Source organism: Micromonospora sp. IBHARD003 (assembly GCF_056106285.1).
The window spans coordinates 7,721,544-7,746,361 of record NZ_JBWBBX010000001.1 but is presented as its reverse complement, the minus strand read 5'-3'; the positions used below and the strand labels follow the sequence as shown (position 1 = coordinate 7,746,361).

Annotated in this window: 23 protein-coding genes; 7 read left to right on the top strand and 16 right to left on the bottom strand. The window is 70.2% G+C overall.

Translation table 11 applies throughout. The features are described 5' to 3' along the window. Positions 1–164 precede the first annotated feature (164 nt). The 4 genes from ACTWOL_RS33760 to ACTWOL_RS33745 all read right to left on the bottom strand — a co-directional run bounded on the left by ACTWOL_RS33760 (position 165) and on the right by ACTWOL_RS33745 (position 4,134). Positions 165–1,484: an MFS transporter gene (locus ACTWOL_RS33760; RefSeq protein ID WP_474300684.1), complete on the bottom strand. Its 1,320-nt coding sequence runs from the start codon at positions 1,482–1,484 to the stop codon at positions 165–167. A gap of 376 nt (positions 1,485–1,860) precedes the next feature. Continuing rightward, the gene (locus tag ACTWOL_RS33755) at positions 1,861–2,289 is read right to left on the bottom strand and encodes a PPOX class F420-dependent oxidoreductase (RefSeq protein ID WP_474300683.1); all 429 of its coding nucleotides are present in this window, start codon (positions 2,287–2,289) and stop codon (positions 1,861–1,863) included. Between the two features lie 131 nt (positions 2,290–2,420). Beyond that, entirely contained in the window at positions 2,421–3,176 is a 756-nt protein-coding gene (locus ACTWOL_RS33750) for a nuclear transport factor 2 family protein (protein WP_474300682.1), read from the bottom strand. 181 nt (positions 3,177–3,357) lie between these two features. Then, entirely contained in the window at positions 3,358–4,134 is a 777-nt protein-coding gene (locus ACTWOL_RS33745) for a nuclear transport factor 2 family protein (RefSeq protein WP_474300681.1), read from the bottom strand. 172 nt (positions 4,135–4,306) lie between these two features. Here ACTWOL_RS33745 and ACTWOL_RS33740 point away from each other — a divergent pair, with 172 nt between their 5' ends. The 4 genes from ACTWOL_RS33740 to ACTWOL_RS33725 all read left to right on the top strand — a co-directional run bounded on the left by ACTWOL_RS33740 (position 4,307) and on the right by ACTWOL_RS33725 (position 8,116). After that, positions 4,307–5,218, top strand: a complete 912-nt coding sequence (locus ACTWOL_RS33740) for a helix-turn-helix transcriptional regulator (RefSeq protein WP_474300680.1) — start codon at positions 4,307–4,309, stop codon at positions 5,216–5,218. Positions 5,219–5,468: 250 nt separating this feature from the next. Further along, complete coding sequence (locus tag ACTWOL_RS33735) at positions 5,469–5,846, top strand: DUF779 domain-containing protein (RefSeq protein ID WP_474301309.1); 378 nt, start codon at positions 5,469–5,471, stop codon at positions 5,844–5,846. Positions 5,847–5,947: 101 nt separating this feature from the next. Then, the gene (locus tag ACTWOL_RS33730; protein ID WP_474300679.1) at positions 5,948–7,174 is read left to right on the top strand and encodes a phosphodiester glycosidase family protein; all 1,227 of its coding nucleotides are present in this window, start codon (positions 5,948–5,950) and stop codon (positions 7,172–7,174) included. Between the two features lie 147 nt (positions 7,175–7,321). Continuing rightward, positions 7,322–8,116, top strand: a complete 795-nt coding sequence (locus ACTWOL_RS33725; RefSeq protein ID WP_474300678.1) for a VOC family protein — start codon at positions 7,322–7,324, stop codon at positions 8,114–8,116. A 62-nt stretch (positions 8,117–8,178) separates the two neighbouring features. On the opposite strand, the gene ACTWOL_RS33720 is transcribed toward ACTWOL_RS33725, so the two are convergent. From ACTWOL_RS33720 to ACTWOL_RS33695, 6 genes are all read right to left on the bottom strand, one after another. Beyond that, a complete protein-coding gene (locus ACTWOL_RS33720; protein ID WP_474300677.1) occupies positions 8,179–9,759 on the bottom strand; it encodes a hypothetical protein in 1,581 nt (526 codons plus the stop codon). Between the two features lie 309 nt (positions 9,760–10,068). Beyond that, the gene (locus ACTWOL_RS33715) at positions 10,069–10,263 is read right to left on the bottom strand and encodes a hypothetical protein (protein ID WP_474300676.1); all 195 of its coding nucleotides are present in this window, start codon (positions 10,261–10,263) and stop codon (positions 10,069–10,071) included. Positions 10,264–10,670: 407 nt separating this feature from the next. Continuing rightward, positions 10,671–11,783 (bottom strand): acyl-CoA dehydrogenase family protein, encoded by a 1,113-nt coding sequence (locus tag ACTWOL_RS33710; protein ID WP_474300675.1) that lies wholly within the window; start codon positions 11,781–11,783, stop codon positions 10,671–10,673. Continuing rightward, entirely contained in the window at positions 11,780–12,961 is a 1,182-nt protein-coding gene (locus tag ACTWOL_RS33705) for an acyl-CoA dehydrogenase family protein (RefSeq protein WP_474300674.1), read from the bottom strand. Before ACTWOL_RS33705 ends, ACTWOL_RS33710 begins: the two co-directional genes overlap by 4 nt. After that, complete coding sequence (locus ACTWOL_RS33700) at positions 12,958–13,926, bottom strand: NADPH:quinone oxidoreductase family protein (RefSeq protein WP_474300673.1); 969 nt, start codon at positions 13,924–13,926, stop codon at positions 12,958–12,960. The genes ACTWOL_RS33705 and ACTWOL_RS33700 overlap by 4 nt, the downstream gene beginning before the upstream one ends. Before the next feature lie 323 nt (positions 13,927–14,249). Beyond that, positions 14,250–14,816 carry a nucleoside deaminase gene (locus ACTWOL_RS33695; protein WP_474300672.1) on the bottom strand — a complete coding sequence of 189 codons (567 nt, stop codon included), beginning with the start codon at positions 14,814–14,816 and terminating at the stop codon, positions 14,250–14,252. Positions 14,817–14,909: 93 nt separating this feature from the next. On the opposite strand from ACTWOL_RS33695, the gene ACTWOL_RS33690 reads away from it, so the two are divergent. Further along, positions 14,910–15,881 (top strand): antibiotic biosynthesis monooxygenase, encoded by a 972-nt coding sequence (locus ACTWOL_RS33690; RefSeq protein WP_474300671.1) that lies wholly within the window; start codon positions 14,910–14,912, stop codon positions 15,879–15,881. Between the two features lie 94 nt (positions 15,882–15,975). Here ACTWOL_RS33690 and ACTWOL_RS33685 read toward each other — a convergent pair whose 3' ends face one another. Then, a complete protein-coding gene (locus ACTWOL_RS33685) occupies positions 15,976–17,037 on the bottom strand; it encodes a zinc-binding dehydrogenase (protein ID WP_474301308.1) in 1,062 nt (353 codons plus the stop codon). A gap of 170 nt (positions 17,038–17,207) precedes the next feature. Here ACTWOL_RS33685 and ACTWOL_RS33680 point away from each other — a divergent pair, with 170 nt between their 5' ends. Next, a complete protein-coding gene (locus ACTWOL_RS33680) occupies positions 17,208–18,587 on the top strand; it encodes an FAD-binding oxidoreductase (RefSeq protein ID WP_474300670.1) in 1,380 nt (459 codons plus the stop codon). 28 nt (positions 18,588–18,615) lie between these two features. Here the strand turns inward: ACTWOL_RS33680 and ACTWOL_RS33675 are convergent, their stop codons facing one another. After that, positions 18,616–19,362, bottom strand: a complete 747-nt coding sequence (locus tag ACTWOL_RS33675; RefSeq protein ID WP_474300669.1) for a PIG-L deacetylase family protein — start codon at positions 19,360–19,362, stop codon at positions 18,616–18,618. 132 nt (positions 19,363–19,494) lie between these two features. After that, the gene (locus ACTWOL_RS33670; protein ID WP_474300668.1) at positions 19,495–20,793 is read right to left on the bottom strand and encodes an alpha/beta fold hydrolase; all 1,299 of its coding nucleotides are present in this window, start codon (positions 20,791–20,793) and stop codon (positions 19,495–19,497) included. Between the two features lie 241 nt (positions 20,794–21,034). Here ACTWOL_RS33670 and ACTWOL_RS33665 point away from each other — a divergent pair, with 241 nt between their 5' ends. Continuing rightward, positions 21,035–22,198 (top strand): betaine/proline/choline family ABC transporter ATP-binding protein, encoded by a 1,164-nt coding sequence (locus ACTWOL_RS33665; RefSeq protein WP_474300667.1) that lies wholly within the window; start codon positions 21,035–21,037, stop codon positions 22,196–22,198. 128 nt (positions 22,199–22,326) lie between these two features. Here the strand turns inward: ACTWOL_RS33665 and ACTWOL_RS33660 are convergent, their stop codons facing one another. From ACTWOL_RS33660 to ACTWOL_RS33650, 3 genes are read right to left on the bottom strand one after another with little or no spacing between them, the layout of a single operon-like run. Continuing rightward, positions 22,327–23,274, bottom strand: a complete 948-nt coding sequence (locus ACTWOL_RS33660; RefSeq protein ID WP_474300666.1) for an ABC transporter substrate-binding protein — start codon at positions 23,272–23,274, stop codon at positions 22,327–22,329. Beyond that, positions 23,271–23,945, bottom strand: a complete 675-nt coding sequence (locus ACTWOL_RS33655) for an ABC transporter permease (protein ID WP_474300665.1) — start codon at positions 23,943–23,945, stop codon at positions 23,271–23,273. The genes ACTWOL_RS33660 and ACTWOL_RS33655 overlap by 4 nt, the downstream gene beginning before the upstream one ends. Positions 23,946–23,964: 19 nt before the next feature. Next, positions 23,965–24,678 carry an ABC transporter permease gene (locus ACTWOL_RS33650; protein ID WP_474301307.1) on the bottom strand — a complete coding sequence of 238 codons (714 nt, stop codon included), beginning with the start codon at positions 24,676–24,678 and terminating at the stop codon, positions 23,965–23,967. Positions 24,679–24,818 lie beyond the last annotated feature (140 nt).

The following is a 24,818-nucleotide window of genomic DNA, read 5'->3' as shown; positions in this document are numbered from 1 at the left end:
TTCTGTCGTGGCCGGGCGCGGTGCGGCGGCCGGGGAAGCCCGCCGGGGGCGGGCCCTGAACGTCCGGGCCTCGGCGATGTGGCGGACCGCGGTTGTCGCGGTCCTGCCGTACCGGGTCCGGGCAGGGGTTGGACGGAGCGTTCGGCTGCGCGGTTCTGCGGGGCTCAGCTCACCGGAGTGGGCCGGTCCTCCGTGACGGCAGCGGCGGTTCCGGTGGTGTCTTCGGCGGTGTGCGCGGTCGCCGGCAGGTCGCGCATTCCGCGCAGCGGGGACAGGAGCAGCGGCAGGGGTACGACCAGGAAACCGGCGGCGCAGCAGGCCAGTGCGGTGCGCGGTCCGAAGGCGTCGGCCAGGGCTCCGCCGAGCAGTCCGCCGAGGGGCAGAGTCCCCCACATGAGGAAGCGCAGGGTGGCGTTCATCCGTCCGAGCAACCTGGGCGGGCACAGCGCCTGACGGAAGCTCACCTGGGCGACGTTGTAGACGACGGCACCGAAGAAGACGACGCCGGAGCCGGCCGCGAACAGGGCGGCGCCTGCCGCTCCGTGTCCGGCCAGCGGCCACAGCAGTGCGAACGGGCCGGTGACGAGCAGGGACAGCCAGATCGTGCGGGCCTGCCCGAGACGCGAGGCGAGCGTGCCGGCACACAGCGCACCGGCGAGTCCGCCGACGGCGGATGCGGACAGCACCAGGCCGATCGCACCGGGCGCCAGTCCCAGCACACGCACCAGGAACACGGTCTGGGTGGCCATCAGCACGGCGGCGAAGAGGTTACCGAGGCCGGTGGTGAGGGCGATGATGCGCAGCATCGGGTGTCCGACGACAAAGCGCACGCCCTCGGCGATGTCCCCCCGCAGGGAGGTACCCGGTTCCGGCCGGGGGCGGCTCTCGGGCCGTCTGATGGCGATCAGGAACAGTGCGGACAGGGCGTAGCCGATCGCGTCGGCCACGATGGCGAGGTGGGCTCCGGCCAGCTGGACGAGCCCGCCGCCTAGTCCGGGGCCCGTCACCTGCGCCGATGAACGGACCGTCTCCAGCGCCCCGTTGCCCGCCATGAGCTGTTCCCTGGGCAGCAGTTGGGGCAGGAAGCTCTGATGGGCCACATCGAAGAAGACCGTGGCCGCGCCGGTGATGAGGGCGACGACGTAGAGCTGGGTCATCGTCAGGACACCGGCCACGGCGGCGAGCGGAATGCTCGCCATGGTCGCGGCGCGCACGAGGTCGGCCCGGATCATCAGGGGCAGCTTGCGCATCCGGTCGGTCCACGCCCCGGCGGGCAACCCGATGAGCAGGAACGCTGCGGTTTCGGCGGCAGTGAGCAGCCCCACCTGGAAGGCTGACGCGTCGAGTTCGAGCACGGCGACGAGCGGCAGCGCCACCAGGGTGACTTGGGCTCCGAGCTGTCCTGTGGCTGCTCCGGCGAGCAGGAGACGGAAGGCGGGCATGCGCAACGGGCCGCCGGTGGCGGCTCGGGGTGTTACGGGCATGTGAACGACACTCAGGGAACGGCAGATCTGCCGTCAAAAGCCACTGGTCACTTTCGGTCGATTCCTTTGCCTGTTTGGCGTCAGGTTGGAAAATTTTTCGTCAGACAGGGACTACGTCCGGATGAATGACACTCATCCGGCCCATCTGCGGACAGGGGTGCCGCGACTGATCACCTGACGGAACTGACCGATTACGCACGGGAGGCACCCGATCACAGTATGGCCGAAAACCCCCAGTTCTCGATCATCTGTTGTCGGAATGGCACATTCCAGCCGCTATGACCGGGCTCAGGAGCGGACCACCGGTGCACCACGGACATACACATCGGTCGCATCGCGGCCGTCTTCTGTCGGTCGGCACCGCCGTAGACCGCTCTCAGTCGGCCACACCGCAGACCGCCCGGACGCCGCGCACCGACACCCGCACCAGGACGATCCCCGGTGCACTGTTGCGTACCCCGTACTCCGCCGCGCGCTCCCCGCCGACGTAACGGGCGGCGATCCGCGTCGCCCATGCGCGCACCTCCGCCCCGGCGGCGCTGATCAGCGCCGCGCCATCGGCGACGACGAAGGAGAACGGCGGCAGGTCGTCCTCCACGCACAGGGCCAGCCGCTCGTCACGCATCAGCGCCCGGCCCTTGACGGAGCCCTTGCTCGTGGTGAACACGAAGTCGCCGCCGTCCAGCAGGAACCAGACGGGCGCGACATGCGGCCGTCCGTCGGCCCGGGTGGTGGCGATCTTCGCGGTCCTGGTGCCCTCGCTCACGAAGGCATGCCATTGCGCCTCGGTCATGGGTGTGGCCATCGGTCCTCTGCTTTCCGTTGGATGCGGGGGGAATGCGGGGGGGAATGCAGGGGGATGCGGGGCATGCGGGGCGGAGGCAGCCGCTCGCCGGCCCCGCCGCCCCGCGCCGTGTCGTGTCGTGCGCCGGTCCGTCAGAAAAGACCGTTGTCGTGCGGCAGTCGGCCGGGGATCGGGGCGATCACGTCCCAGTGCTCGACGATCCTGCCGTCGGCGATGCGGAACAGGTCGTAGTAGGCGACCGGACCGCCGAACTCGCCCTCCGCCTGCACCAGCGCGAAGTCCCCTTCCGCCATGACGCGGTGGATCGTCCGGTACACCACCTGCTTGCCCTCCTCGGCCCAGCGGGCCGCGGCCACCCCGAATCCGTCCAGCCCGTCGCCCGCCTCGGGGTTGTGCTGGAGATAGGTCTCGCTGGAGGTGAACACGGCGGAGAGCGAGTAGTCCGCCCCCTTGAGCACCTTCTCGGCGTACTCGGCGATCAACTCGCGGTTGGCTTCGGTGCGTTCCGGGTCGCCCGGCTCGGTCGGGCCGTCCGTCTGGGTACGGCCGCTGACGGTCACCTCGACGACGGGAGCGAGAGCGTCCCAGTGCTCGGCGAGCCTGCCGTCCTCCACCCGGTAGAGGTCGAAGGCGACCTGCGGCCCGGGGCCGAAGCCGTGATAGATCCCGTGCAGGGCGACGAGGTCTCCGTCGGCGATGGCGCGGACGGGCTCGTAGCGGAAGTCCGCCGGCAGCGAGCCGACCAGCTCACGCAGGGCTTCGCGGCCGTCGGCGGCGAGGGCGCTGTGCTGCCGGTAGGCGGGTGAGACCCAGCGGTCCACGGACGAGGGGTCCCTGTCCCCGAAGAGCTCCGACACGGCCGTCAGGACCAGATCCTTGTTGTTCATGATGCGCGTATCCCATGGTGCGGGGTGCGGCGGACCCGTCGTCCGCCGTCCCCTCCACCGTTGCCGGGGCCACCGCGCCGCACGAGGCCGATTTCCGAACCGGTGAGGTCACAATCGGACAGGAAGTCGATCATCCACCGGTGCGCGGGCGCACGGGGTGCCGCGCGGATGCCGCGCCCGGTCAGAATTTTCCGCTGTTGTTGGCCTCGGCCGGACCGGGAACCGGTTCGGGGTTGTCCCAGTGTTCGACGATGCGACCGTTCTCGAGCCGGAAGACGTCGAACACGGCCAGGGGCGTCCCACCCAGGGCGACTTCGCTGAGCGTCACCACGAAGTTACCCTGGCCGATCAGCCGGTGCACCGTGCGATAGGTCAGGGCCTTCCCCTCCGCGGCGAGGCCCGTCAGGTAGGCCCTGAGACCGTCGACGCCGTCGGCGATGTGCGGACTGTGCTGCACGAGGTCGGGAGAAAGGTAGTCACCCATCCTCGCGATGTGGCCGCCCTGCAGAACCACGGCGATGAACTCGGCGACCCTGGCCTTGTTCTCAGCGGTTCGCTCGAGATCCGTGATCCGCGTGGCTCCGTCCGTCTTGGTGTGGCCGGAGGGTGTGGTGAGCCCGCCAGGGGCGATGGTGTCCCAGTGCTCGACGATGCGGTCGTTGTCGTCGGTGTCGAAGAGATCGGCGGTCACCCATCGGGTCGTTCCGCCGAGGGTCTGGGCCACGTGGAGAAAGACGTACGGCCCGTCCTCGACGGCACGGACGACCTCGATGTCCCGCTGAGGATTGCGTTCGAGGAACGGCTCGAAGAAGGCGAGGAATCCCTCCTTGCCGTCCGCGACTCCGGTGCTGTGCTGGATGTAACGATCACCGATGGATCTGTCGAGGGCCTCGCGGAGGGCGCCGTCGCGAATTCCGCCCAGATAGAGCCCGAGCGCGTTGTCCAGTTTTGCCGACATGGGACGGAGTCCCTTCCTGTGATCACCGAATGGGCCGTACGGAAACGCACCGGGCTCACGCCTCGAGCGACTGTCCCCGGCCGCGTTCCGCCGCAGGCTAGAGCAGGATCCGGGCCACCCCGCTGATAGGCTGGCGACACGGTCTGGTGAAAAACCGACAAGGAGCTCATGAATGATCCCTGAGCTCACCTTCTCTCCACCCATCGGCACCCCGGCGGGGGTGGAGGTCCTGACGCTCGCGGAACTGCGCTCCCGCGTCGGCGCCGAACAGCTGGCGGGGCCCAACCGGCACGATTTCCACGTCCTGCTCCTTCTCGGCGACGGCAGTCTGCGCCAGACCGTGGACTTCGCCGAGTATGTGCTCGGGCCCGGGGCCTGGCTGTGGATCAGACCCGGTCAGGTGCATATGTGGGGCGACATCACCCAGGCCGCCGGGACCCTGATCCTGTTCGAACGGGACTTCCCGGATCCGGCCACCGCGGCCGCCGCCGGGCTCGACGACCCGTACGGTTCGGTCGTGCGGACCCCGCACGGGGGTGATGCCGCCGCACTGAGCGGTGCCGTCCGCCAACTGGAGCTCGAGTTCCGCACGGCGCTGCGGATGCCGCTCGACGTCCATGTCGCGGTGCTGCGTCATCTGCTGGACGTCCTCCTTCTGCGTCTCGCGCATCTGACGTCGCCGCCCGACGGTCCCGCACCGGAGGCGGGATCGGCGTACGCGAGGTTCCGTGACGCGGTCGAGCGCGACTTCGCCCGCACCCGCCGCCTCGAGGACTATGCGCAGGCTCTGGGCTACTCCGCACGTACGCTCTCCCGGGCGACGCTCGCCGCCGCCGGCATCGGGGCCAAGGAGTTCATCGACCGCCGGGTCGTCCTGGAGGCCAAGCGCCTGCTCGCACACGGCGAGTTGTCCGCGGCCCGTATCGCGGCCCAGCTCGGTTTCTCCAGCGCCACGCACTTCACGAAGTACTTCCACCAGCGCACCGGTCTGACACCGATCGCCTTCCGCAGCTCGGCGCGCGGGCATCGCACCCCGGCCCCTGACGAGATCCCGCCCGCGGGCGAGCGCTCCGTTCACGAGTGAATCTGCGACGCCCCGTCGGTGCAACCAGCGTGCAACGTTGCGCCGGGTTGACTAGTGCCTGTCCCGTAGACGCGGCTCCATCCACGGGATGGTAAGTCCCCACGGCCGCATAACCGTTCGCGAGACACAGGACAACTCGCCTGCGTCGTAGGGAGACTGGAACCGTCGGTCCATTCAGCAGAGGGGGCTCCTCATGTCATCGAGGTCAACTCCGGGCGAGAATTGTCCAAATACCTCTTCGAATGATGCAATCCAGACTGCTTCAGGCGCACTTGTTGATTCAGGAATCGTCGAGTTCACACCTGCGGCGGCCGAGCTGGTGCGCCGACTACGTCAACTGCACGGCCCGTTGATGTTTCACCAGTCCGGCGGCTGCTGTGACGGCAGTGCCCCGATGTGCTATCCGGAGGGCGAGTTCAGGACCGGCGGATCCGACGTACTGCTGGCCGCTCTGTCCATCGAAGGAGTGGCTGAGCCGGTGTGTTTCTGGATGTCGGCGAGCCAGTACGAGGTGTGGCGGCACACGCGCCTTATCGTCGACGTGGTCGAGGGCCGCGGCAGCGGATTCTCGCTGGAAGCGCCGGAAGGGGTGCGTTTCCTCATCCGTTCCCGGCTGGTCGGTTCGTAGACTCCCGCGTCTGGTCGACTCTTCGGTGAATACGGAGAGTTGGCCGGATGCCTGGGGGCTCAGTGACGACACGTCATGCTCGTATTCGTATTGTGCTCAGGATGGTGTTCGCCGGGAGCACCGTGGTCGCGACGGGGCTGGCGGGGGGCGCTCCGGCGACCGCCGCTCCCGCCCCCGCGAAGGTACCCGTCCGGGCGCCGATCGCGCCGGGGGTCACCTACCGGCAGTTCGACATCGCCGCGGCGAAAGGCCCCGCGCGCGCTCATCTGCTGACGGTGGATCTGCGCGACCCACGGGTCTCCGTCGGTCTGCTGTACCCGGGCGTGGTGGGCGCGCGGGCGCCGCTGTCCTCACTCGCCAACGCCAGGAAAGCGGCCGCCGGAGTCAACGGGGACTTCTTCGACATCGCGGAGACCCAGCATCCCGGGGTCGAGGCGACGAGCGCTCCCGTGGGCCCCGCCATCGCAGCAGGCCACGAGCTGAAGGCCGCCGTACCGGACGGCCAGCGCTTCGGCCCGGCGCTGCCGCGGGGCACATCGGCGCGCGAGGTGCTGGGCGTGGACGCCGACGGCACGGCACGGTTCGGCCGGCTCGCCCTGGAGGGCAGTGTGTCGACGCCCTCGGGCCGCGTCCCGCTGGGAGGGCTGAACCAGTACGCGCTTCCGGTCGGCTCGGTGGGCTCGTTCACCTCGGACTGGGGCGCCGTTTCACGGGTCCGTGCGACCTGCGGTACCGATGCCGACCGCGCGGCGCCGTGCAGCACCCGCACCTATGAGGTGACGGTGCGCGGGGGCCGGGTGGTGGCCGTGGCCCCGGCACCGGGGCGCGGTGTGATCGCTCCGGACACCGAGGTGCTCGTCGGCCGGGAGGCAGGTGCCGACGAGCTGCGCAAGTTGTCCGTGGGCGACCGCGTCCTGGTGCGGCACCGGCTCGTCGACGCCCGCTCGCGCATCCCGTACCGCTTCGCTGTGGGCGGCTATCCCGTACTGCGCCACGGCAGACCCCTTCCGGGTCTGGACGATTCCACGTCGGCGGTGCGCACGGCAGCCGGGATCACGGACGACGGACACAGGCTGCTGCTGCTCGCACTGGACGGCTCACCGGAGTTCCGGACCGGTCTGACCGTGGCCGAGGTGGCGGCGGTGATGCGGGGCAACGGGGCCGAGGACGCGTTCAATCTGGACGGCGGCGGCTCGTCGACGCTGGTGACCCGCAGACCTGGAGCCGCGAAGGTCACGGTCCGCAACCATCCCAGCGGCGGCTCGCAGCGCCCGGTCCCGAACGGCATCGGGGTGTTCTCCAGCGCCTCGCGGGTCGCCCGGCACTGATTCGCGGTGTCGTCGCGCGGGACGGCTCCATCCTGACTAGCGTGGTCCCCGTCACAGCCGCCGGTCCGGCAGCCGTGCGCCGGTGCGGGGGCCGGTCACCGATCCGGGCACGAGACAGCACACCGCAGACAGCGAAGAGAGTCAGTCATGGCTGCAGAACCCGAAGGCAAGCCGATCTGGGCCGACGCGATGTTCTCCGATCTGGAGGGCGCGAAGACCTTCTACGCCGAAGTCCTGGGCTGGACGTTCGGCGAGTCCTCGTCGGAGTACGGCAACTACACACAGGCCTACGCGAACGGCAAGGCGGTCGCCGCCGTCGTACCGCCCATGTCCGGGCAGGAGGGCCACTCGCAGTGGTGCCTGTATCTGGCATCGCCGGATGCCGCCGCGACCGCCGAGAAGATCCGCCGGAACGGCGGCACGGTCCTGATGGAGCCGATGCAGGTCGGCGAGTTCGGGACGATGTGCCTCGCCCAGGACCCCGGCGGCGTCACGTTCGGCGTCTGGCAGGGGGGTACCCACACCGGCTTCGAAGCGGTCGCCGAGCCGGGCGCCTACTGCTGGGCCGAGGTCTTCACACGCGAGCCGGAGAAGGCCGACGCCTTCTTCCCCGCGGTCTTCGGCTACGGCGTGAAGACCATGCAGGACGAGCAGATGGACTACAAGATCTTCGATCTGGGCGAGGGCGCGCCCCTCCTGGGCCGGATGAAGATGACCGACCAGGACTTCCCCCCGGAGGTCCCGTCCTACGTCCAGGTGTACTTCACCGTCGCGGACTGCGACGCCGCGGTCGCCACGGCCCAGAAGCTCGGCGGGAAGCTGGTGTTCGGACCGATGACCACCCCGTTCGGGCGCTTCGCGGCGCTCGTCGACCCGCAGGGCGCCGCCGTCGCGGTCATCGACGACACGACGACCGAGGGTGAGATGCCCGAGATGAGCTGAGGGATGCGGCGTGATTCCCGGGGCTTCGTGCCCCGGGAATCGCGTGTGTCCCGCCCGACGGGTCAGTCGTGGCTGTCCCGGACGGCCACGATGCCGTTGAAGACACCGGCGTAGGCCGTGCCGTCGGGCCCGAGGGTGATCGGCGCCCAGTTGTTGTCGTACAGCGGGCCCGTCCCGGTGAGCCGGCTCCAGCGGCGCTCTCCGGTGCGGAAGTCGACGGCGGTCAGATACCAGGCGTCGATGCCGAGCCTCTTGGGCCGCTTCTCGTAGAAGTACAGCAGTCCGCTCACCGTGGAGAGCTTGGGGACGGTGGAGGGTGAGCGGACGTCGCTCTGCCACACGGTGTCGCAGCCGCTGCCGTCGTGGCGTACGTCGATGCGGGTGGCACCACCGACGACGCTGCGGCCGAAGAGGACCGAGGACGGGTTCTCGTAGCCGTAGTTGTTCTCGACGACGAGGCTGTTGCCCCAGCTGATCATCGAGTTGTCGGTGGTGGAGGCGCCGGCGCCGAAGACCGGGATCTTGCAGACCAGGCGCCGGCCTGCCGGGACGTCCGCGCCCCTGCGGTAGACGAGGACGTGCATCCGCTCGTCGGCGTTGTCGGTGATGGCGACGTAGTCGTCGCCATCACCGAAGAGGTCCGGTGTGGTGCCCGACCCCTGGTTCACGGAGCCCGGTTTCGTGCCGGTGCCGCGGTCGTACGTCTCGCGCCACCACACCCGGGGCGTGCCGTCGGCATCGGCACGGAAGCCGTAGAGGGCATGGTCCGAGACGATCCAGACGCCGTCCTCGGCGACCGAGAAGGAGTTCTGGATCTCCTCCCCGGCGAGCCGCACCGTACGTACGACGGAGGTCCGGGGGTCGACGGTGCCGACGCGGCCGAGCCGGGTCACCCACCAGATGCGGCCCTGCCAGTCGGGCATGACGGAGGTGACCGGATCGCAGACGCCGCTCGGGAAGGGGTTGGCCCAGCTCGCACAGTCGTGCGGGACGTGTGCGGTGAGGTCCCAGTCGTCTTCGACGGCGAACCGCCAACTGCCGTCCTCGCCCCGCGCGTGGGCGATGCGCAGGACGTGCCGGCGCGAGTCGGCGAGGACGACCCGGTCCCGCTCGTCGAGGTAGAAGTAGGCGCCGCCCGAGGTGTCCTTGAAGATCTTGGAGAAGTCGAGGTGGGTGAGGGCCTCGACGGTGGAGGGGCGCTGTGGCAGCCGGTACTCGGCGAGGGTGGCGAGCGTGCGCGGGTCGAGGAGTTTCAGCAGGAACCCGGAGAACGTGCCGCAGACGGTGATGAGGCGGCCCCCCGTGTCGAAGGTCGCGGTGGCGCATTCGCCGCCCAGCGGAGCGATCCGCTCGCTGGTGACGGAGGGCTCGGCTCCCAGCGGACCGGGGTAGGGGTGGGTGCCGCTGCCCGCCGCGTCGGCGTGCATCCCGCTGCGGCCGTTGGGGGCCAGGTGGGGGTGCTGGGCCGGAGGTGTGCCCGGCAGGGGCGATGCGGTGACCGCGGCTCCTTCGTATGCGCTCACCAGGCGGTGTCCGGGAGCCTTGGGGATGTCGTCGGCGTACGCGGGGGTGGGAACCGCGGTCGTGCATACGGACAGGGCCAGTGCGAGGGCGAGCGTGCGGGCGAGAGCTCGGGGGGTCACGGCGGCTCCTCGGTGGAAGGGCGTCGGTCGCGCCGCCGTCCGACGCTAGAAGTCTCTGCGTGAACTGTCCATGCGGATGCGGAGGGTTTCCCACAGGCTTCGTGTGCGGCCGGCAGCACCGGGCCACGGCCGACCGGACCGGATCTCGGGCGGGTGCCAGGGGCCGGCCGGACCTGCAGGCGAGCGGGGCCGGTTGTGCCGCACCACCGTCACGGCTCACGGGACCGCCCGCGGGCCTTCCGCCCGATCGCACCTGACCGGACGGTGCCGCCCGGGACTTGGCGCCCGGGACCTGGCTCCCGCCGCGGCTCAGGGATTGAGCCGGCTCACCACATCGGCCGTGGCCGTCACCCCGTTGTGGATGGTCGGCGCCATGCTCGTGCCTGCCAGGAAGAATCCGAGCAGGGCGCAGACGAGTGCGTGTGAGACCTTCAGGCCGCCGTTGCGCAGATAGATCACCGCGAGAACGAGCAGCAGCAGCACGACTGAGACGGACACGGCCATACCTCAACCTCCTTCGTCCGCCGCAACGGAATTGCGGCGTTCGGCGGCCAGTGTGGCGGAGTGGAGGCGCCGGACGGCCGACTGGCGCGGCCGCCGAACGGGTGGTCGTCGGCAGGGGAATTGACCTGCGTCGTCACTCGACGGCGGCTCGCGGGCATCGTTGAGGCAGCGCCCTTGCCGTTCGTGATGTCCACCGGCGGCTGCACGGACTGCCCGGTAACACGGCCGGGCCGAGCCGTGGTTGGGCCATACACCGACGAGGACGGTGGCGTTCGTCCACCTTGCACCGGGCCGCCGCGATGACGTCCGGAGTTCCCTTCGGTCGTCGCGGCGGCGGCGGTGGCCCCGGTGGCCTTTCGTTTCACCCCGTCGCGGCGCCGGCGGGAACGGGCGGGACGGGGCCCCGGCTACCCGGGGGCCGGCAGGTTGACGAGTGCCGCCAGCACCTCCTTGTGCCGGCCCGGTGTTCCGAGGGCGAGTTCGTCGGCCTTGGCCCGCTTCAGATACAGATGCGCAGGGTGCTCCCAGGTCATACCGATACCTGCGTGCAACTGCACACACTCCTCGGCGGCGTGCACGGCGACCCTGGAGCAGTAGGCCTGGGCGACGGATGCCGAGAGCGCGGCGTCGTCACTGCCGGTGGCGAGCGCGTCGGCCGCGGCGCGGGCCGCGGCACGGGCGTTCACCACCTCCAGCCACAGCTGCGCCATACGGTGCTTGAGCGCCTGGAAGGAGCCGACGGGGCGATTGAACTGGTAGCGCTCGCCGGTGTACCGGACGGTCTCCTCCAGACACCATTCGGCGATGCCCAGTTGCTCGGACGCCAGCAGCCCGGCTCCGGCGAGCATGCCGCGGCGCACGGCCTCCTGTGCCGTCCCCGCGTCGGCGAGCCGGATGCCCGCCGTACCCGGGGCACTGACGGTGGCCAGCGGACGGGTGAGGTCGAGCGCGACCCCCGGGGTGATCTCCGCGTCCGCCCTCTTCACCGCGTACAGCCCGTCGGTCCTGTACATCAGCAGGACGTCGGCGATCAGCGCGTCGGCGACCGCGGTGACCGCCGGACCACCGGGCGGCTCGGCGCCGGGGGCCGTGGAGAGCGGCAGCGCCAGGACCGTGACGGTGCGGCCGGCGGCCATCCCGCCGAGCAGCTCGGCGACTTCACCGGTCCGCCCGGACTCTCCCCCGAGGGCGACGAGGGCGAGCAGGGTCTCGGTGGCGATGACCGCGCTGCTGAGATACGGAGCCGGGGTCACCGTGCGCCCGAGCTCCTCCAGCACCACCGCGGCCTCCCGGTGGCTCGCGCCCTGTCCGCCGAGCTTCTCCGGTACGAGCAGCCCCGCGGCCCCGATGCCCTCGGCGAGGGACTTCCACAGCGCGGGGTCGTACGGGCTGCCGCTCTCGATGCGGGCGAGCAGCGCTGCGGGATCCGTTCGGTTGGTGAGCAGGGCGCGCACGGCGGCGCGCAGATCGTCCTCGGCCTCGCAGTACAGCAGGTCCGGCTGGGTGCTCGCTGTGCTCATCGTGCGAGGTCCTTCCAGGCGATGTCCTTGTCGGTGCGCGGTTCGGCGGGCAGTCCGAGGACCCGCTCGGCAACGATGTTGAGGAGCACCTCGCTCGTACCGCCCTCGATGGAGTTGCCCTTGGCGCGCAGATAGCGGTAGCCGCTGTCACGGCCCATGAAGTCGACGAGTTCGGGGCGGCGCATCGTCCAGTCGTCGTACAGCAGGCCCTCCTCGCCGCGAAGCTCGACCTCCAGAGCGCTGATCTCCTGGTTGAGGCGGGCGAAGACGAGCTTCGTTCCGGAGGCTTCGGGGCCGGGCTGTCCGGCGACGAGTTGCTGGCGCAGGCGCTCGCCGGTGAGGCGGGCGACCTCGGCCTCCACCCACAGGGTGAGCAGTCGCTGGTGCAGTTCGTGGGTGCGCAGCTCGGGGCGGGCCCGCCAGGTGGCGGCGGGCAGGCCGATCAAGCCGCCCTCGCGTGGCAACCGCATGCCACCGATCGTGAAGCGCTCGTTCATCAGGGTCGTCTGGGCGACCTTCCAGCCGTCCCCGACGGGGCCGAGGCGGTGCGCGTCGGGGATGCGCACGTCGGTGAGGAAGACCTCGTTGAACTCGGCCTCGCCGGTGATCTGCCGCAGGGGCCTGACCTCGACCCCGGGGTCGGTCATGTCGCAGATGAAGTAGGTGATGCCGCGGTGTTTGGGGGCCTCTGGGTCGGTGCGGGCGATCAGGATGGCCCAGCGGGCGACATGGGCGACGGAAGTCCACACTTTCTGGCCCGACACCACCCAGTCGTCGCCGTCGCGGACGGCACGGGTGCCCAGTGCGGCCAGGTCGGAGCCGGCGCCGGGCTCGCTGAACAGCTGGCACCACACCTCTTCGCCGGTCCACAGCGGGCGCAGGAAGCGCCGTTTCTGCTCCTCGGTGCCGTAGGCCAGGATCGTGGGCGCGGCCATGCCGAGACCGATCATGATCCGCCGGGGGTTGTTGTCGGGGGCTCCCGCCACCTCCAGTTCGGCGTCGACGACGGCCTGGAGGGCGCGCGGCGCGCCGAGCCCGCCGAGCCCGGGCGGGTAGTGCACCCAGGCGAGGCCGGCGTCGAAGCGGGCGGCGAGGAATTCGGCGGAGCCGGTGTCGGCGGGTGGCTTCGCGGCGAGCAACTCGCGTGTACGTGCCCGCAGTTCCGCGGCGTCGGTCATGATTCGGCTCCTTCCGGGAGCACGACGAGCCGGCCGGTCGTGGCCCCGTCGGCGACCCGCTGCACCGCCGCGGCCGCTTCGGCGAAGGGGACACGCTCGCTGATGAGGGGCTTGATCAGGCCCTTGGCCGCGTATTCGCTGAGGGTTTCGTGACAGCGCAGTACGGCCCCGGGGTCCTTGTGGTTGTACAGGCCCCAGTGCAGGCCGACGATGGAGTAGTTCTTGACGAGCGCGTGGTTCAGTGCGGGGCTGGGGATGGCGCCGCTCGCGAAGCCGACGACCAGGACGCGGCCTTCGAAGGCCACGCACTTCGCGGACTTGGCGAACGCGTCGCCGCCGACGGGGTCGTAGACGACATCGGCGCCGCGGCCGCCCGTCGCTTCCTTCACGGCGCTCACGATGTCGTCGGTGCGCCGGTCGATGACGACGTCACAGCCCAGCTCCCGTGCCACGAGGGCCTTTTCCGGTCCGCCGACGACACCGATGACCCTGGCTCCCGCGGCTTTGCCGAGCTGGACCGCGGCGCTGCCGACACCGCCTGCCGCGGCGTGCACGAGCAGGGTCTCGCCCTCCTGGAGGTGCGCGCGGCGGTGGAGTCCGAACCACCCCGTCTGGTAGCCGATGTGCAGGGCTGCGGCCTCGGCGTCGTCGAGTGCGTCCGGCGCGGGCAGCACGGCCGCCGCATGGGCGACGGCGTACTCGGCGAAGCCTCCGTGGGGCAGTGCGGCGGTCGCGATGACCCGCCTCCCGTCCTCGGTCTCACCGCAGAACTCCACTCCCGCGGTGAACGGCAGCGGAGGGGTGATCTGGTACTGGCCGCGGCAGAGCAGCGCGTCGGGGAAGTTGATGTTCGCGGCACGCACCTTCAGCAGGAGCTGCCCCTCCCCCGGCTCCGGGCGGGTGGCCTCGTCGAGCCGCATCACCTCGCTCGGCTCACCGTTCCGGTGGACTCGCCATGCCTGCATTGAGGTCCTCCACAAAGACTCGACCGGTACCGTACCGGGTCGCATACTAAGCGGTCGCTTGCCTTAGGGGAACCACCTGTCCGGCCAGTCCTTCGACCATGCGGGCCGCGGGGGTACCGGCCGGCCGTTGACGGCACGCCGGAGACCCCAGGCGCCTCAGCCCGGCCGGTCCCGCGGAACCGGTTGGGCCGGCGCAGACGAAACGGTCCCGCCGCTGCCGCAACGGCGGCACGACGGGACCGTCTCACAGCGGTCGGCGACCAGGCCCTGTCCGGGCCGATGACCGCTCTCCCGGGTGGTGGTCTCCGCGAGAGCGTCAGCCCTCAGTACGAGTGACGGTCGGCCTTGCCCATCCACGCAGCGTAGGCCTTGGCGCCCAGCTCCGGGTGGATCTGCTCGATGTGGATGCGCCGCTCTTCCAGCGGCTTTCCGAAGTCCTCGTACTGGAAGACGTCATCGAAGCCGATCTCCCGAGTGGCCGTCAGATCACTGCTGAAGTACACGTTGTCGATCCGCGACCAGTAGATGGCACTCATACACATCGGGCACGGCGCACCACTGATGTAGATCGAGCACCCCTGGAGCATCCGGGCGCGCTCGGGCACCGGGTCGGGAGATCCGTCCGGGCGCGGCACATACTCGAGCGTGCTCTCGTTCTGATGCTCCTCCGAAATGGAGGGAGCTTCGGGGTTCAGGCGCTGGACCGCGTTGCGAATGGTCTCCACCTCGGCGTGCGCCGTGGGGTCACCCGTCAGGAGAACACGGTTCTGACCACGAGCGACGATGTCGCCGTTCCGGGTGATCACGGCTCCGAACGGGCCGCCCCAGCCGTGCTCCACCGACTCGGTGGCCAGTCGGCACGCTTCCGCCATGAATTCGGTGTGTCCCATCTCAGATCCTCCCGCTTGCTGTCCGGAGCCCCGCAACCGCAGCGAATCCCCCCCATTTGTCCGATAACTCCCTTTAGTTCTAGACTACTCCGTATGAGTAGCCGCGCAATCCGGGGCCCCGACGGCAGCGCCACGGTCGTCACGTCCCAGAAGATCCGGGCTGGACGGGACGACGACTACAAGCGCTGGCAGGAGAAGACCGACCACGTCGTGCGGGGTTTCCAGGGCTTTCAGGGCACGGAGGTGTATCCACCGGGCTCCGAGGACGAGAACGAGTGGGTCGTCGTCTTCCGATTCGCGGACGTCGACCAGCTGACCGCCTGGCTGGACTCGAGCGCCCGCAAACAACTCCTCGCCGAGGGAAGCCAGTTGTTCGACGGACCTCCGACCCAGGAGGTGCTCACGGGCGGGAGGCCCGTCCAGGACGTCTACACCGCCGTGATCTCTCACGAGGTGCTGCCGGGGCGGGAGAGGGACTTCGTGCGCTGGCAGGACAAGATCATGAAGGCGCAGGAGAAGTTTCCCGGCTTCATGGGATCGGAGTTGTTCAAACCGATCGAAGGCGTCCAGGACCACTGGGTGGTGGCCTTCCGCTTCGACACGCGCCAACACCTCGACACCTGGCTCGAATCCGAGGCCCGGGCGAAGCTCCTCGATGAAGGGAGCGCCTACTTCGGCTCCTACGACGTACGCAAGATCGGGTCGGCGTTCGGGGGTTGGTTCCGCTTCGGTGAGGGCGCGGACGAGGGGGTCCCGCCCAACTGGAAGCAGGCCATGTCGGTCGTCCTGGCCCTGTATCCGACGGTGGTGATCCTGAACCTGACCGCCGGCGTATGGTTCAAGGCTCTGGGCATACCCGGGTACGCGGCCCTGTTCCTCAGCAACGTGCTGAGTGTCAGCATTCTGACGTGGCTGCTGATGCCCCTGGTCAACCGGCTCTTCGCTTTCTGGCTGCTGCCCAGCCGTGCGAAGTCGCCACGCGTCCACATGGCGGGAGCGGCCATCGTGGTGGTGTGCTACCTGGTTCTGGTCGCCGTCTTCAGTGTGGTCCCCGGCGCGGCCTGAACCGCTCGACACCCGGCACATCCGTCGCCCCTTCCCGGCACTCACGTCACACCAGCACGCCACTCCGGTTGACCTGGGCACCAGTCGAAACGGATCAGCAGTCGAAAAGGATCAGCGGCTTGATGATCCCGTCCTTCCTCGCCTCCATCATCCGGAAGGCCCGCTCGATCTCGCCGAAGCCGAACTCGTGCGTGGTCATCGGCGTGGGATCCACCTTGCCGTGCTCCATCAGCCGGAAGATCCGCAGCAGTCGCTCCCGCCCCCCGCGGTTCAGCCCGGCGTAGACCTGCTTGTCGGACATCCCGTATCCGAAGGGCTCCAACGGGATCTCCAGCGGTTCGGGGACCTCACCGTGATATCCGACGTTGGAGACACGTCCCCCGGGCTTGGTGACCCGGAAGCTCGCCTCCCAGGTCTGCGGAGTACCGAGCGCCTCGATCGCGGCGTCCACCCCTTCGCCGCCGGTCAGTTGGAGAATGCGCCGTACAGGATCGTCCCGGGTGTGGTCGACGACGACGTCCGCGCCGAAGTGCCTCGCCAGCTCCTGACGCCGCGGCAGCGACTCCACGGCGATGACGAGGCCGGCGCCGCGCAGACGGCAGCCGATCGTCGCCGAGAGTCCCACCGCGCCCTGGGCGAAAATCGCCACGGTCTCCCCGATCTCGAGTTCCGCGTGCTCGGCGGCGACGAATCCGGTCGACAGCATGTCCGTCGCGTACAACGCCTGGTGATCACTGAGCTCCGCCGGGATCGGCGCCAGATTGGCCTGCGCGTTGCGGACGAGAAAGTACTCCGCCATGTTCCCGTCGGCCTGGACGGTGAACACGGCACCACCCATCATCCTGCCGCGGCACTGCGAGGAGAAACCCCGCTGGCAGTAGTCGCACTGAAAACACGGCGTCACACCACCCACCGCGACCCGCTCGCCCCTGACGAGGCCCTCGACCGCGGAACCCAGTGCGTGGACGACCCCGACCGCCTCGTGCCCCAGGGTGACATCGGGTGCGACCGGCATCGCTCCCTTCGTGGTGTGCACGTCGGACGTACACACCATGGCCGCGGTGGTACGCACGACCGCGTCATTGGGTCCGGGTTCGGGGACGGGTTTCCCGATGACGCCAACCTCGCCCACCCGCCTGAGTACAAAGGCTTTCATGGTGTCGTTGGGCATGCTCCAGGACGCTTTCCCTCGGGCCGCGCACGTACGACGGGGCCGGTAGAATGATCCCGTCTCCCCATCGCGCCCGGTGAGGCCCCGGTGAGTACCGCGCACCCGGAATTCAGCTTGATCGGCAGCCGCAGCTCGTGCAACTCCTGGAGTCCACGATGAGCAGACACGGGTCCGTCCGAAGCATCGCGGGAAGGGTCCTCCAGCGGGGCGACGCGGACTACGAAGCGGTCAGGGCAGGCATGGTGTGGAACGCACTCAAGCCCGGACGCTTCCCGGAGGTCATCGTCCAGGCCGCATCGGCGGACGACGTCGCCGAGGCCGTGGGGCTGGCCCGCTCCCGCGGACTGCGCATCGCGGTACGGTCGGGCGGACACAGCTGGTTCGGTTCACCCGTGCGCGACGGCGGCATGCTCATCGACCTGTCCCGGCTCCGTCGGTACGACATCGACAACGACGCGGCCCGGGCGACGGTGCAGCCCGCGGTCACCGGAAGCGAACTCGCTCCCCAACTCGCCGCGCGGGGCCTGGCCTTCCCCACCGGCCATTGCGGTTCGGTGGCGGTCGGCGGATATCTCCTCAGTGGTGGGCTCGGGTGGAATTCCGGTGCCATGGGCCCGGCTTGCCGGAGCGTCCGCGAGGTCGACGTGGTGACGGCACAGGGCCAGGTGCTCCGGTGCAACGAGACGGAGCATCCCGATCTGTTCTGGGCCGCGCGAGGAGCCGGACCCGGATTCTTCGCCATCGCCACCGCGTTCCACCTGGATCTGTACCGGCGTCCGGAGTCGATCATGTCGACCACGCTCGCCTTTCCCGTCGCGGATGCCGAGGCCGTGTCGGACTGGGCCGTGGAGAAGGCGGGGGAACTCGAACCGACGGTGGAACTGGCCCTGGTGCTGGCTACCGCCGCCCCCCACATGACACAGGAGCAGCCGCGGCCCAAAGTGGTCGTCGCGGCGGCCACGGCCTTCGCGGAATCGGCCGAGCGGGCCATCGAGGCTCTCCGGCCGCTCCGGGACTGCCCCTTCGCCGATCGTGCGCTCTTCCGGGAGAACGAGAAGCCGACGTCGTCCGACGGCCTGTACGAGGTCTCAGCCGGCACCTGGCCCGCGCAGCACCGCTATGTGGCCGACACCCTGTGGTCGGATGCGAGTCTCGGGACACTGCTGGCCAAGCTCGGTAGCGCGATCGACAGCGCCCCCTCCGAGAAGTCACTCGTCCTCGCACCCGTCGTCCCGGTGTCGCACCGCGAGGATCTGCTGCGCGACATGGCGTTCTCGGTGCTCGGCGAGAGCTATGTCGTCCCCTACGCCGTCTGGGACGACGCCGAGGAGGACGCGGCCAACATCCGCTGGCTGCGCGAGGCGATGAGTACCGTCAAGCCGCTCGGCACGGGGCACTACATCGCCGAGGCCGATCTCACCGCCGCCCCGGACCGCGCCGAGCGCTCGTTCACCCCCGAGGACTGGCGCCGGCTCCAGGCCCTCAGGGCCCAGTACGACCCGGAGGGCGTCTTCCACTCGTATCTGACGCCCTGAGCCGGGGGGATCAGCCGGGAACGGATACTCAGCGGCCGAAGACCTCGAAGCCCACGGCCGGCCTGCCGCCGAACCGGTCGGCCAGTGAACGGACGCTCTCGGTAAGGAAGTTACGGCAGTAGAGCTCCGGCGTCTCGTCCGTCAGGACCTCGATGTAGGTGTGGTGCTCCATCAGCGACCGTACGGCACGCTCCAGTCCGGCGGTCGCGTCCACCGCGTGGGTGGGCGTTGCGGAGCCCGCGATCGCGACCCAGCGCACTCCGTTCCACGGCTCGAGGCCGTGGTCGGTGAGGAGTTCGGGGAAGATCCACCGGTTCCCGGCGTCGGCGGCCGCGTCGAGAGTGGCCCGCCCGACGGCGCGGTGGTCCGGGGAGTTCCAGTTGCCGCCGACCGCGGGACCCCAGGTGTCCCGGTGGTTGAGGGTGATGACGAGTTCGGGGCGGTGGCGCCGGATCGCAGCGGCGATGTCACGGCGCAGCGCCGTTCCGTACTCGATGACACCGTCGCGGTGGTCGAGGAACTCCACCGCGGCCACTCCCACGACCGCGGCACTCGCCCGCTGCTCCCGTTCGCGCAGGGGACCGCAGACCGCGGGCTCGATGCTGTCGATACCGGCCTCACCACGGCTCGCGAGCAGATACGTGACCTCCTTGCCGTCGTCCGTCCAGCCGGCGACGGCCGCGGAACAGCCGTACTCGAGATCGTCTGGGTGGGCGACGACGGCGAGCGCACGGGTCCAGTCGTCGGGCATCGCTGCGAGCTGAGAACCGGTCATATGCGGAGGGTAGCCGGGAGGCGGACGGTGCGCCCGGTTCACGGCGGGGCGTTCGCGGGCCGGGCGTTCGCGGATCCTGCCCGCAGTCCGTCCGGGCCCCCGTCCGCCGGGTGCCGCGGTTGGCGGCTCCTCTCAGATCTCGTCCCGTACGAGTGCGAGCAGGCGGTCCAGGACACGGGCGCCGGAGCTGCGGACACCGTCGTGCTCGTACTCGTCGGTGACCCAGGTGCGCAGCCCGCGAACGGCCCGCGCGGTGGCCAGCGAATGGATCGTGTCGACGTACATGTCGTCGTGGTAGACGGCCGCCGCGACGGGCACCTCGTTGGCCGCCAGGCGCTCGGGGTCGTACAGGGCGGGCCAGTCGGTGCGGGCCGCGAGCAGCTCGGCCGCCTGGCGCAGGGGGCGCAGGGCGGGGTCGGTCTCGAAGTGCCAGGGATGCACGGACTCACCCGTGAAGAGCAGCGGAGCGTCCCCCGCGAGCGTCTTCGCCACGTCGAACTGCGGGAACTCGGCGCGCACCCGCTCCGCCGCCCAGTCGGTGGGGGCCTGCCCCTGGGCGTAGATGGCCTCGTGGAGTACGGCGTACAGAGGGTGGGCGGCATAGGACAGGACCGCGAACACCCCTTCCTGGAAGGAGTCGGAGAGCTCCTCCCCGCGGGCCCCGTCGACGAACGCGTTCTCGAGCAGATAGTGCAGCTGGTGGCTGCCGTCCGCGGTGCCGAGCTGGATGCCCAGCGACTGGAAGGCCTCGGGTGTGAGGGTGTATCCGCCGGGGAGCACGGGCCGGTGCTCGGCCAGATGCGCGGCGATGCGGCGGGCGCGCTCGACGTCCTGCGGATAGCGGGTGTAGTGGGCCTCGGTCTTGTGCTGCATCCGGGGATAGGCGGCGCGGTAGACGTCGTCGGCGCGGGCGTCCAGCGAGGGCAGCCCGCCCGTGATCAGCACCGTCCGCAGGCCCTCGGGCGCCGTCGACAGATAGCGTGTGGCGCAGAAGCCGCCGAAGCTCTGGCCGAGTACCGTCCAGCGGGCGCCCCCGGTGAGCTGGCGCCGGACGGCCTCGCAGTCGCGGACGATGCTGTCGGCGCGGAAGTGCGCGAGATAGTCCGCCTGTGCCTCGGGGCCGCCGCGCAGCGGCAGGGTCTGACGGTTGGCGGGCGTGGACAGTCCCGTGCCGCGCTGGTCGAGCAGCAGGACCCGGAACTCCTGGACGGCGCGGCCGAGCCATGCCTGCTTGCCGTGGAAGCGCCGTACTCCGAAGCCGGGGCCGCCTTCGAGGTACACCAGCCAGGGCAGCTCCGCGCCCGCCCTGGTGCTGGAGGCGACCTCGCGGCCGTAGAGACGGATCTGCTCGCCTGACGGGTCCTCGTGATCGAGGGGGACGGTGAAGTGGCGGTCCGTGAGGACGAGGCCCGGCTGCCGGTAGCTGGTCAATGAATGCTCCCGCTCTGAGTCCCTGCTGATGCGCCCCCGCCCACCTGGGTCCTGTCCGGGCGAACTTCTCGGGCCCGGACAGGACCCAGTGCACCACACGGCCGGGCGGCGGTCGTCCGGGACCGGCCCAATCGGCTGGGCGCGTGGCCGGCTGCGGCCGTCGCCGTCCGCGCCGGTGCCGTCATGGGCCGTGTGCGCCCCGGTCGCGGCGCGCCTGCGGGACAGCCCTTAGCGTGGACGCATGATCCGGTTCGAGGAGGTCAGCAAGGTCTACCCGGACGGCACGACCGCCGTCGACGGCCTCTCGTTCGAGGTCGCGGAGGGTGAGCTGGTCACTCTTGTGGGCCCGTCGGGCTGCGGCAAGACGACCACGATGATGATGGTGAACCGGCTGATCGAACCGACGTCCGGACGCATTCTGGTCGGCGGCGAGGACATCTCCCGGGTGGACCCGGTCCGGCTGCGCCGTCGCATCGGCCATGTCATCCAGCAGGTCGGGCTGTTCCCGCACCGCACGGTCCTCGACAACACCGCGACCGTGCCGTCCCTCATCGGCTGGAAGAAGGCCAGGGCCCGCGCCCGCGCGGCTGAGCTCCTCGACCTGGTCGGGCTCAACCCGAAGACCTACGGCCCTCGCTACCCGGCTCAGCTGTCGGGCGGCCAGCGCCAGCGCGTCGGCGTGGCACGGGCGCTCGCCGCGGATCCCCCGGTCCTGCTGATGGACGAGCCGTTCGGAGCCGTCGACCCCGTTGTCCGGGAGCGGCTGCAGAGCGAGTTCCTGAGCCTCCAGGAGACGGTGCGCAAGACGGTTCTGCTGGTCACCCATGACATCGAGGAGGCGGTGCGGATGGGTGACCGCATCGCCGTCTACGGTCAGGGCCGCATCGAACAGTTCGACACCCCGGGAGCCGTGCTCGGAGCGCCGGCAACCGACTACGTGGCCCGGTTCGTCGGCACCGACCGCGGTCTCAAGCGGCTGTCGGTGACGGTGATCGAGACGGACGATCTGGAGCAGCCGCCCGTGGCACGTCTGGACGAGCCGGCCCGGGAGGCGGCCGTCAGGCTGCGGGACGAGGACGCGCGCTGGGCCGTGGTGCTCGGTCCCTCGGGCGAGTTGCACGGCTGGGTCGCGGCGGACGCCCTGTCCACGGCAGAGGGCGGGGGCACGGTCGCCGCACTGGCGCGCAGGATGGAGGCCTGGGTGCCGCTCGGCGCGCCGCTGAAGCAGGCGTTCAGCGAGATGCTGCAGCACGACGCGGGGTGGGTCGCGGTGGTGGACGGCACCCGGTTCGCGGGAGTGCTGACACCGGCCAAGCTGCACGAGGCGCTGCGCCGATCGGTGGACGCGGACGCACGAGGCGTGGCACGCGGCCAGGTGGACTTCGACTCGGTGTCGGACGCCTGAACGACACCGGCGGTTCTGCGCCGGCCGGTCCGGTGCGAGTCGGTCCGGGTCGGTCCGGTGCGGGTCCGTCCGGCGCGGGTCGGTCCGGCGCGGGTCGGTCCGGCGCGGGTCGGTCCGGCACGTAGCGATCAGCGTGGCAGCAGTCCCTTCGACTCCAGGTACTCCCTGGCGACGTCATCGGGCAGCCTGCGCCGGCCGTCCACCTCCTCGTTGAGCCTGGCGAGGTCCTTCGTGGTGAGCACGGAGTTCAGCCGGTCGAGGGCCTTGGTGACGCCGGGGCTGCCGGCGCGGGCGCGATTGACGACCGGGACGATGTAGTCGGCGTTCTGCAAGTGCTTGTCGTCGGCGAGCAGCACCAGACCGAAGTCGTCCAGCGTCGCGTCGGTGGTCGTGGTCAGCACCATCTGGTCCTGTCCCGACTGGACGGCCTGTTTGGCCTGGGTGGTGCCGACGCCCTTGGGGTCGACGCCCGTGATGTCGATTCCGTACGTCTTCTTCAACCCCGGGGCGCAGTAGGGCCGCTGGACGCATTCGTCACCGGCGGCCAGGCGCACGGGCAGTCCGGATCGTCCCAGGTCGCTGAGTGTTCTGAGGTGGTGCCGCCGCGCGTACTCCCGGGTGACGGCGAAGGCGTTCTGGTCGACGGCCTGGCCCGGGTCGAGGACGCTCAGCCCGCGTGGACCCGCGAGGGAACGCAGCGCGGCCATGGTCCTTTCGAGGTCGGGCGAACCGGCCGGCGCCGCCTTCGGCCCGTTGGCCTTGGCGCCCAGCCAGTCCGCGAACGTCGCGGCGTACTCCGGCACGACGTCGATCTGACCGTTCTCCAGCGCGGGCTCGTAGATCTCCCGGTTGTTCACGGAGATGATCTCGGTGTGGTAGCCGGCGCGCTCGAGGAGCAGGGAGTACATCCGGGCCAGCAGATCGCTCTCGGTGAATCCGGCGGACCCGATGGTCAGATGCTTGCTGTCGCCGGGCGATCCGGTCACCGCGCTCCCCTTCTCGAGCGAGGGACCGGTGGTACAGCCGGCCACGGCGAGGACAGCGGCGACGGCCAGGGCACGGGCACACCCTCTCATCCCGCTCGCTCCCGTGCCCGGTAGGGAGCCAGCCGCTCCACGACCTCGAAGACCGTCTCGACGATCAGTGCGAACAGGGCGACGAGCACGGCGCCCGCGACGACCTGTGGAGTCGAAGCGAGGTTGAAGCCGGCGGTGATGATCCGGCCCAGACCTCCTCCGCCCGCCAGTGCCGCGATCGTCGCGGTGGCCACGAGCTGGACGGCGGCGATCCGTACGCCGGTGAGGATCAGCGGGGTCGCCAGAGGAAGCTCCACGCGCAGCAGCATCTGAGGACCGGTCATGCCCATGCCCTGCGCCGCCCTGACGATGTCCCGGTCGACGCCGCGCATGCCCACATAGGCATTGGTGAGCAGCGGCGGCACGGCGAAGAGGACCAGCGCCACGATCGTCGGCCAGTCTCCCCAGCTGCCGATCGGGCTGAGCAGCAGGATGACCAGGACGGCGAAGGTGGGGACGGCGCGTCCGACGTTGGAGATGTTGACGGCGAGCGCGCCGCCCTTGCCGAGGTGTCCGAGGACGAGGGCGACGGGCAGCGCGATCGCACAGCTGATCAGCAGGCAGACGGCGGTGAGGAAGAGGTGCTGGCCGAGCCGCACCCAGACCCCGTTCGCCCCCGACCAGTTGGCGGAGGTGGTGAGCCAGTCCCAGGTCTGGGCGATGACGTTCACGCGGCCCGTCCGTACCGGGTCATGCCCCGGACCTCCCCGACCGTGCCATCCAGGGGGTCAGCAGCCGCTGCACACCGAGCAGCACCAGGTCCGCGACGACGGCGATGAGCACGCAGAGCACCGAAGCGGTGAGCACCTGGGCCTTGAAGTAGGTGTTCATCCCGGAGTAGATGAGGTTGCCGAGACCGCCGAAGCCGACGATCGCTCCGATGGTGACCAGCGAGACGGCGGAGACCGTCGCGATCCGCAGTCCCGCCATGGCGGCGGGGACGGCGAGAGGCAGCTCGACGGTGAGGAGCAACCGCACGGGTCCGTACCCCATCCCCCGGGCCGCCTGGCGGGTCTCCTCGGGCACGGCGCGCAGCCCGGCGAGGATATTGCGTACGAGCAGGGTGAGCGAGTAGAGGACGAGTCCCGCGACGACGAGTGACGCGGACAGCCCGTACAGCGGGAGCAGCAGCGAGAACATGGCCAGCGACGGAATGGTGTAGAGGATCGTCGTCACGCCGAGGACCGGTCCGGCGGCGTGGCGCCAGCGCCGGGCCGCGACGGCGAGCGGCACGGCGAGCAGCAGCGCCAGGGCGACCGAGGCCAGGGTCAGCTGGAGGTGCTGCACCACCGCGGCCTCGAGGATCTCGCGGCGGCTGGTCAGATAGGCACCGCAGATCCATTCGTTGCGTGCGAGACAGTCGTCGGGTGTCGTGGCGGTCACCCCTGCCGGGGCGACCGGGATCGCCGTCACCCGTCCATTGCAGCGCGGTACGCACGGCGGTGCGCTCCGGGCTGGTCCGTTCGGGTGGGCGCGCGCCACACGGCCGGGGCGCGATCCCACCGGGTGCGACCGCGTATGGACACCGCCACCCCTGCCCCGAA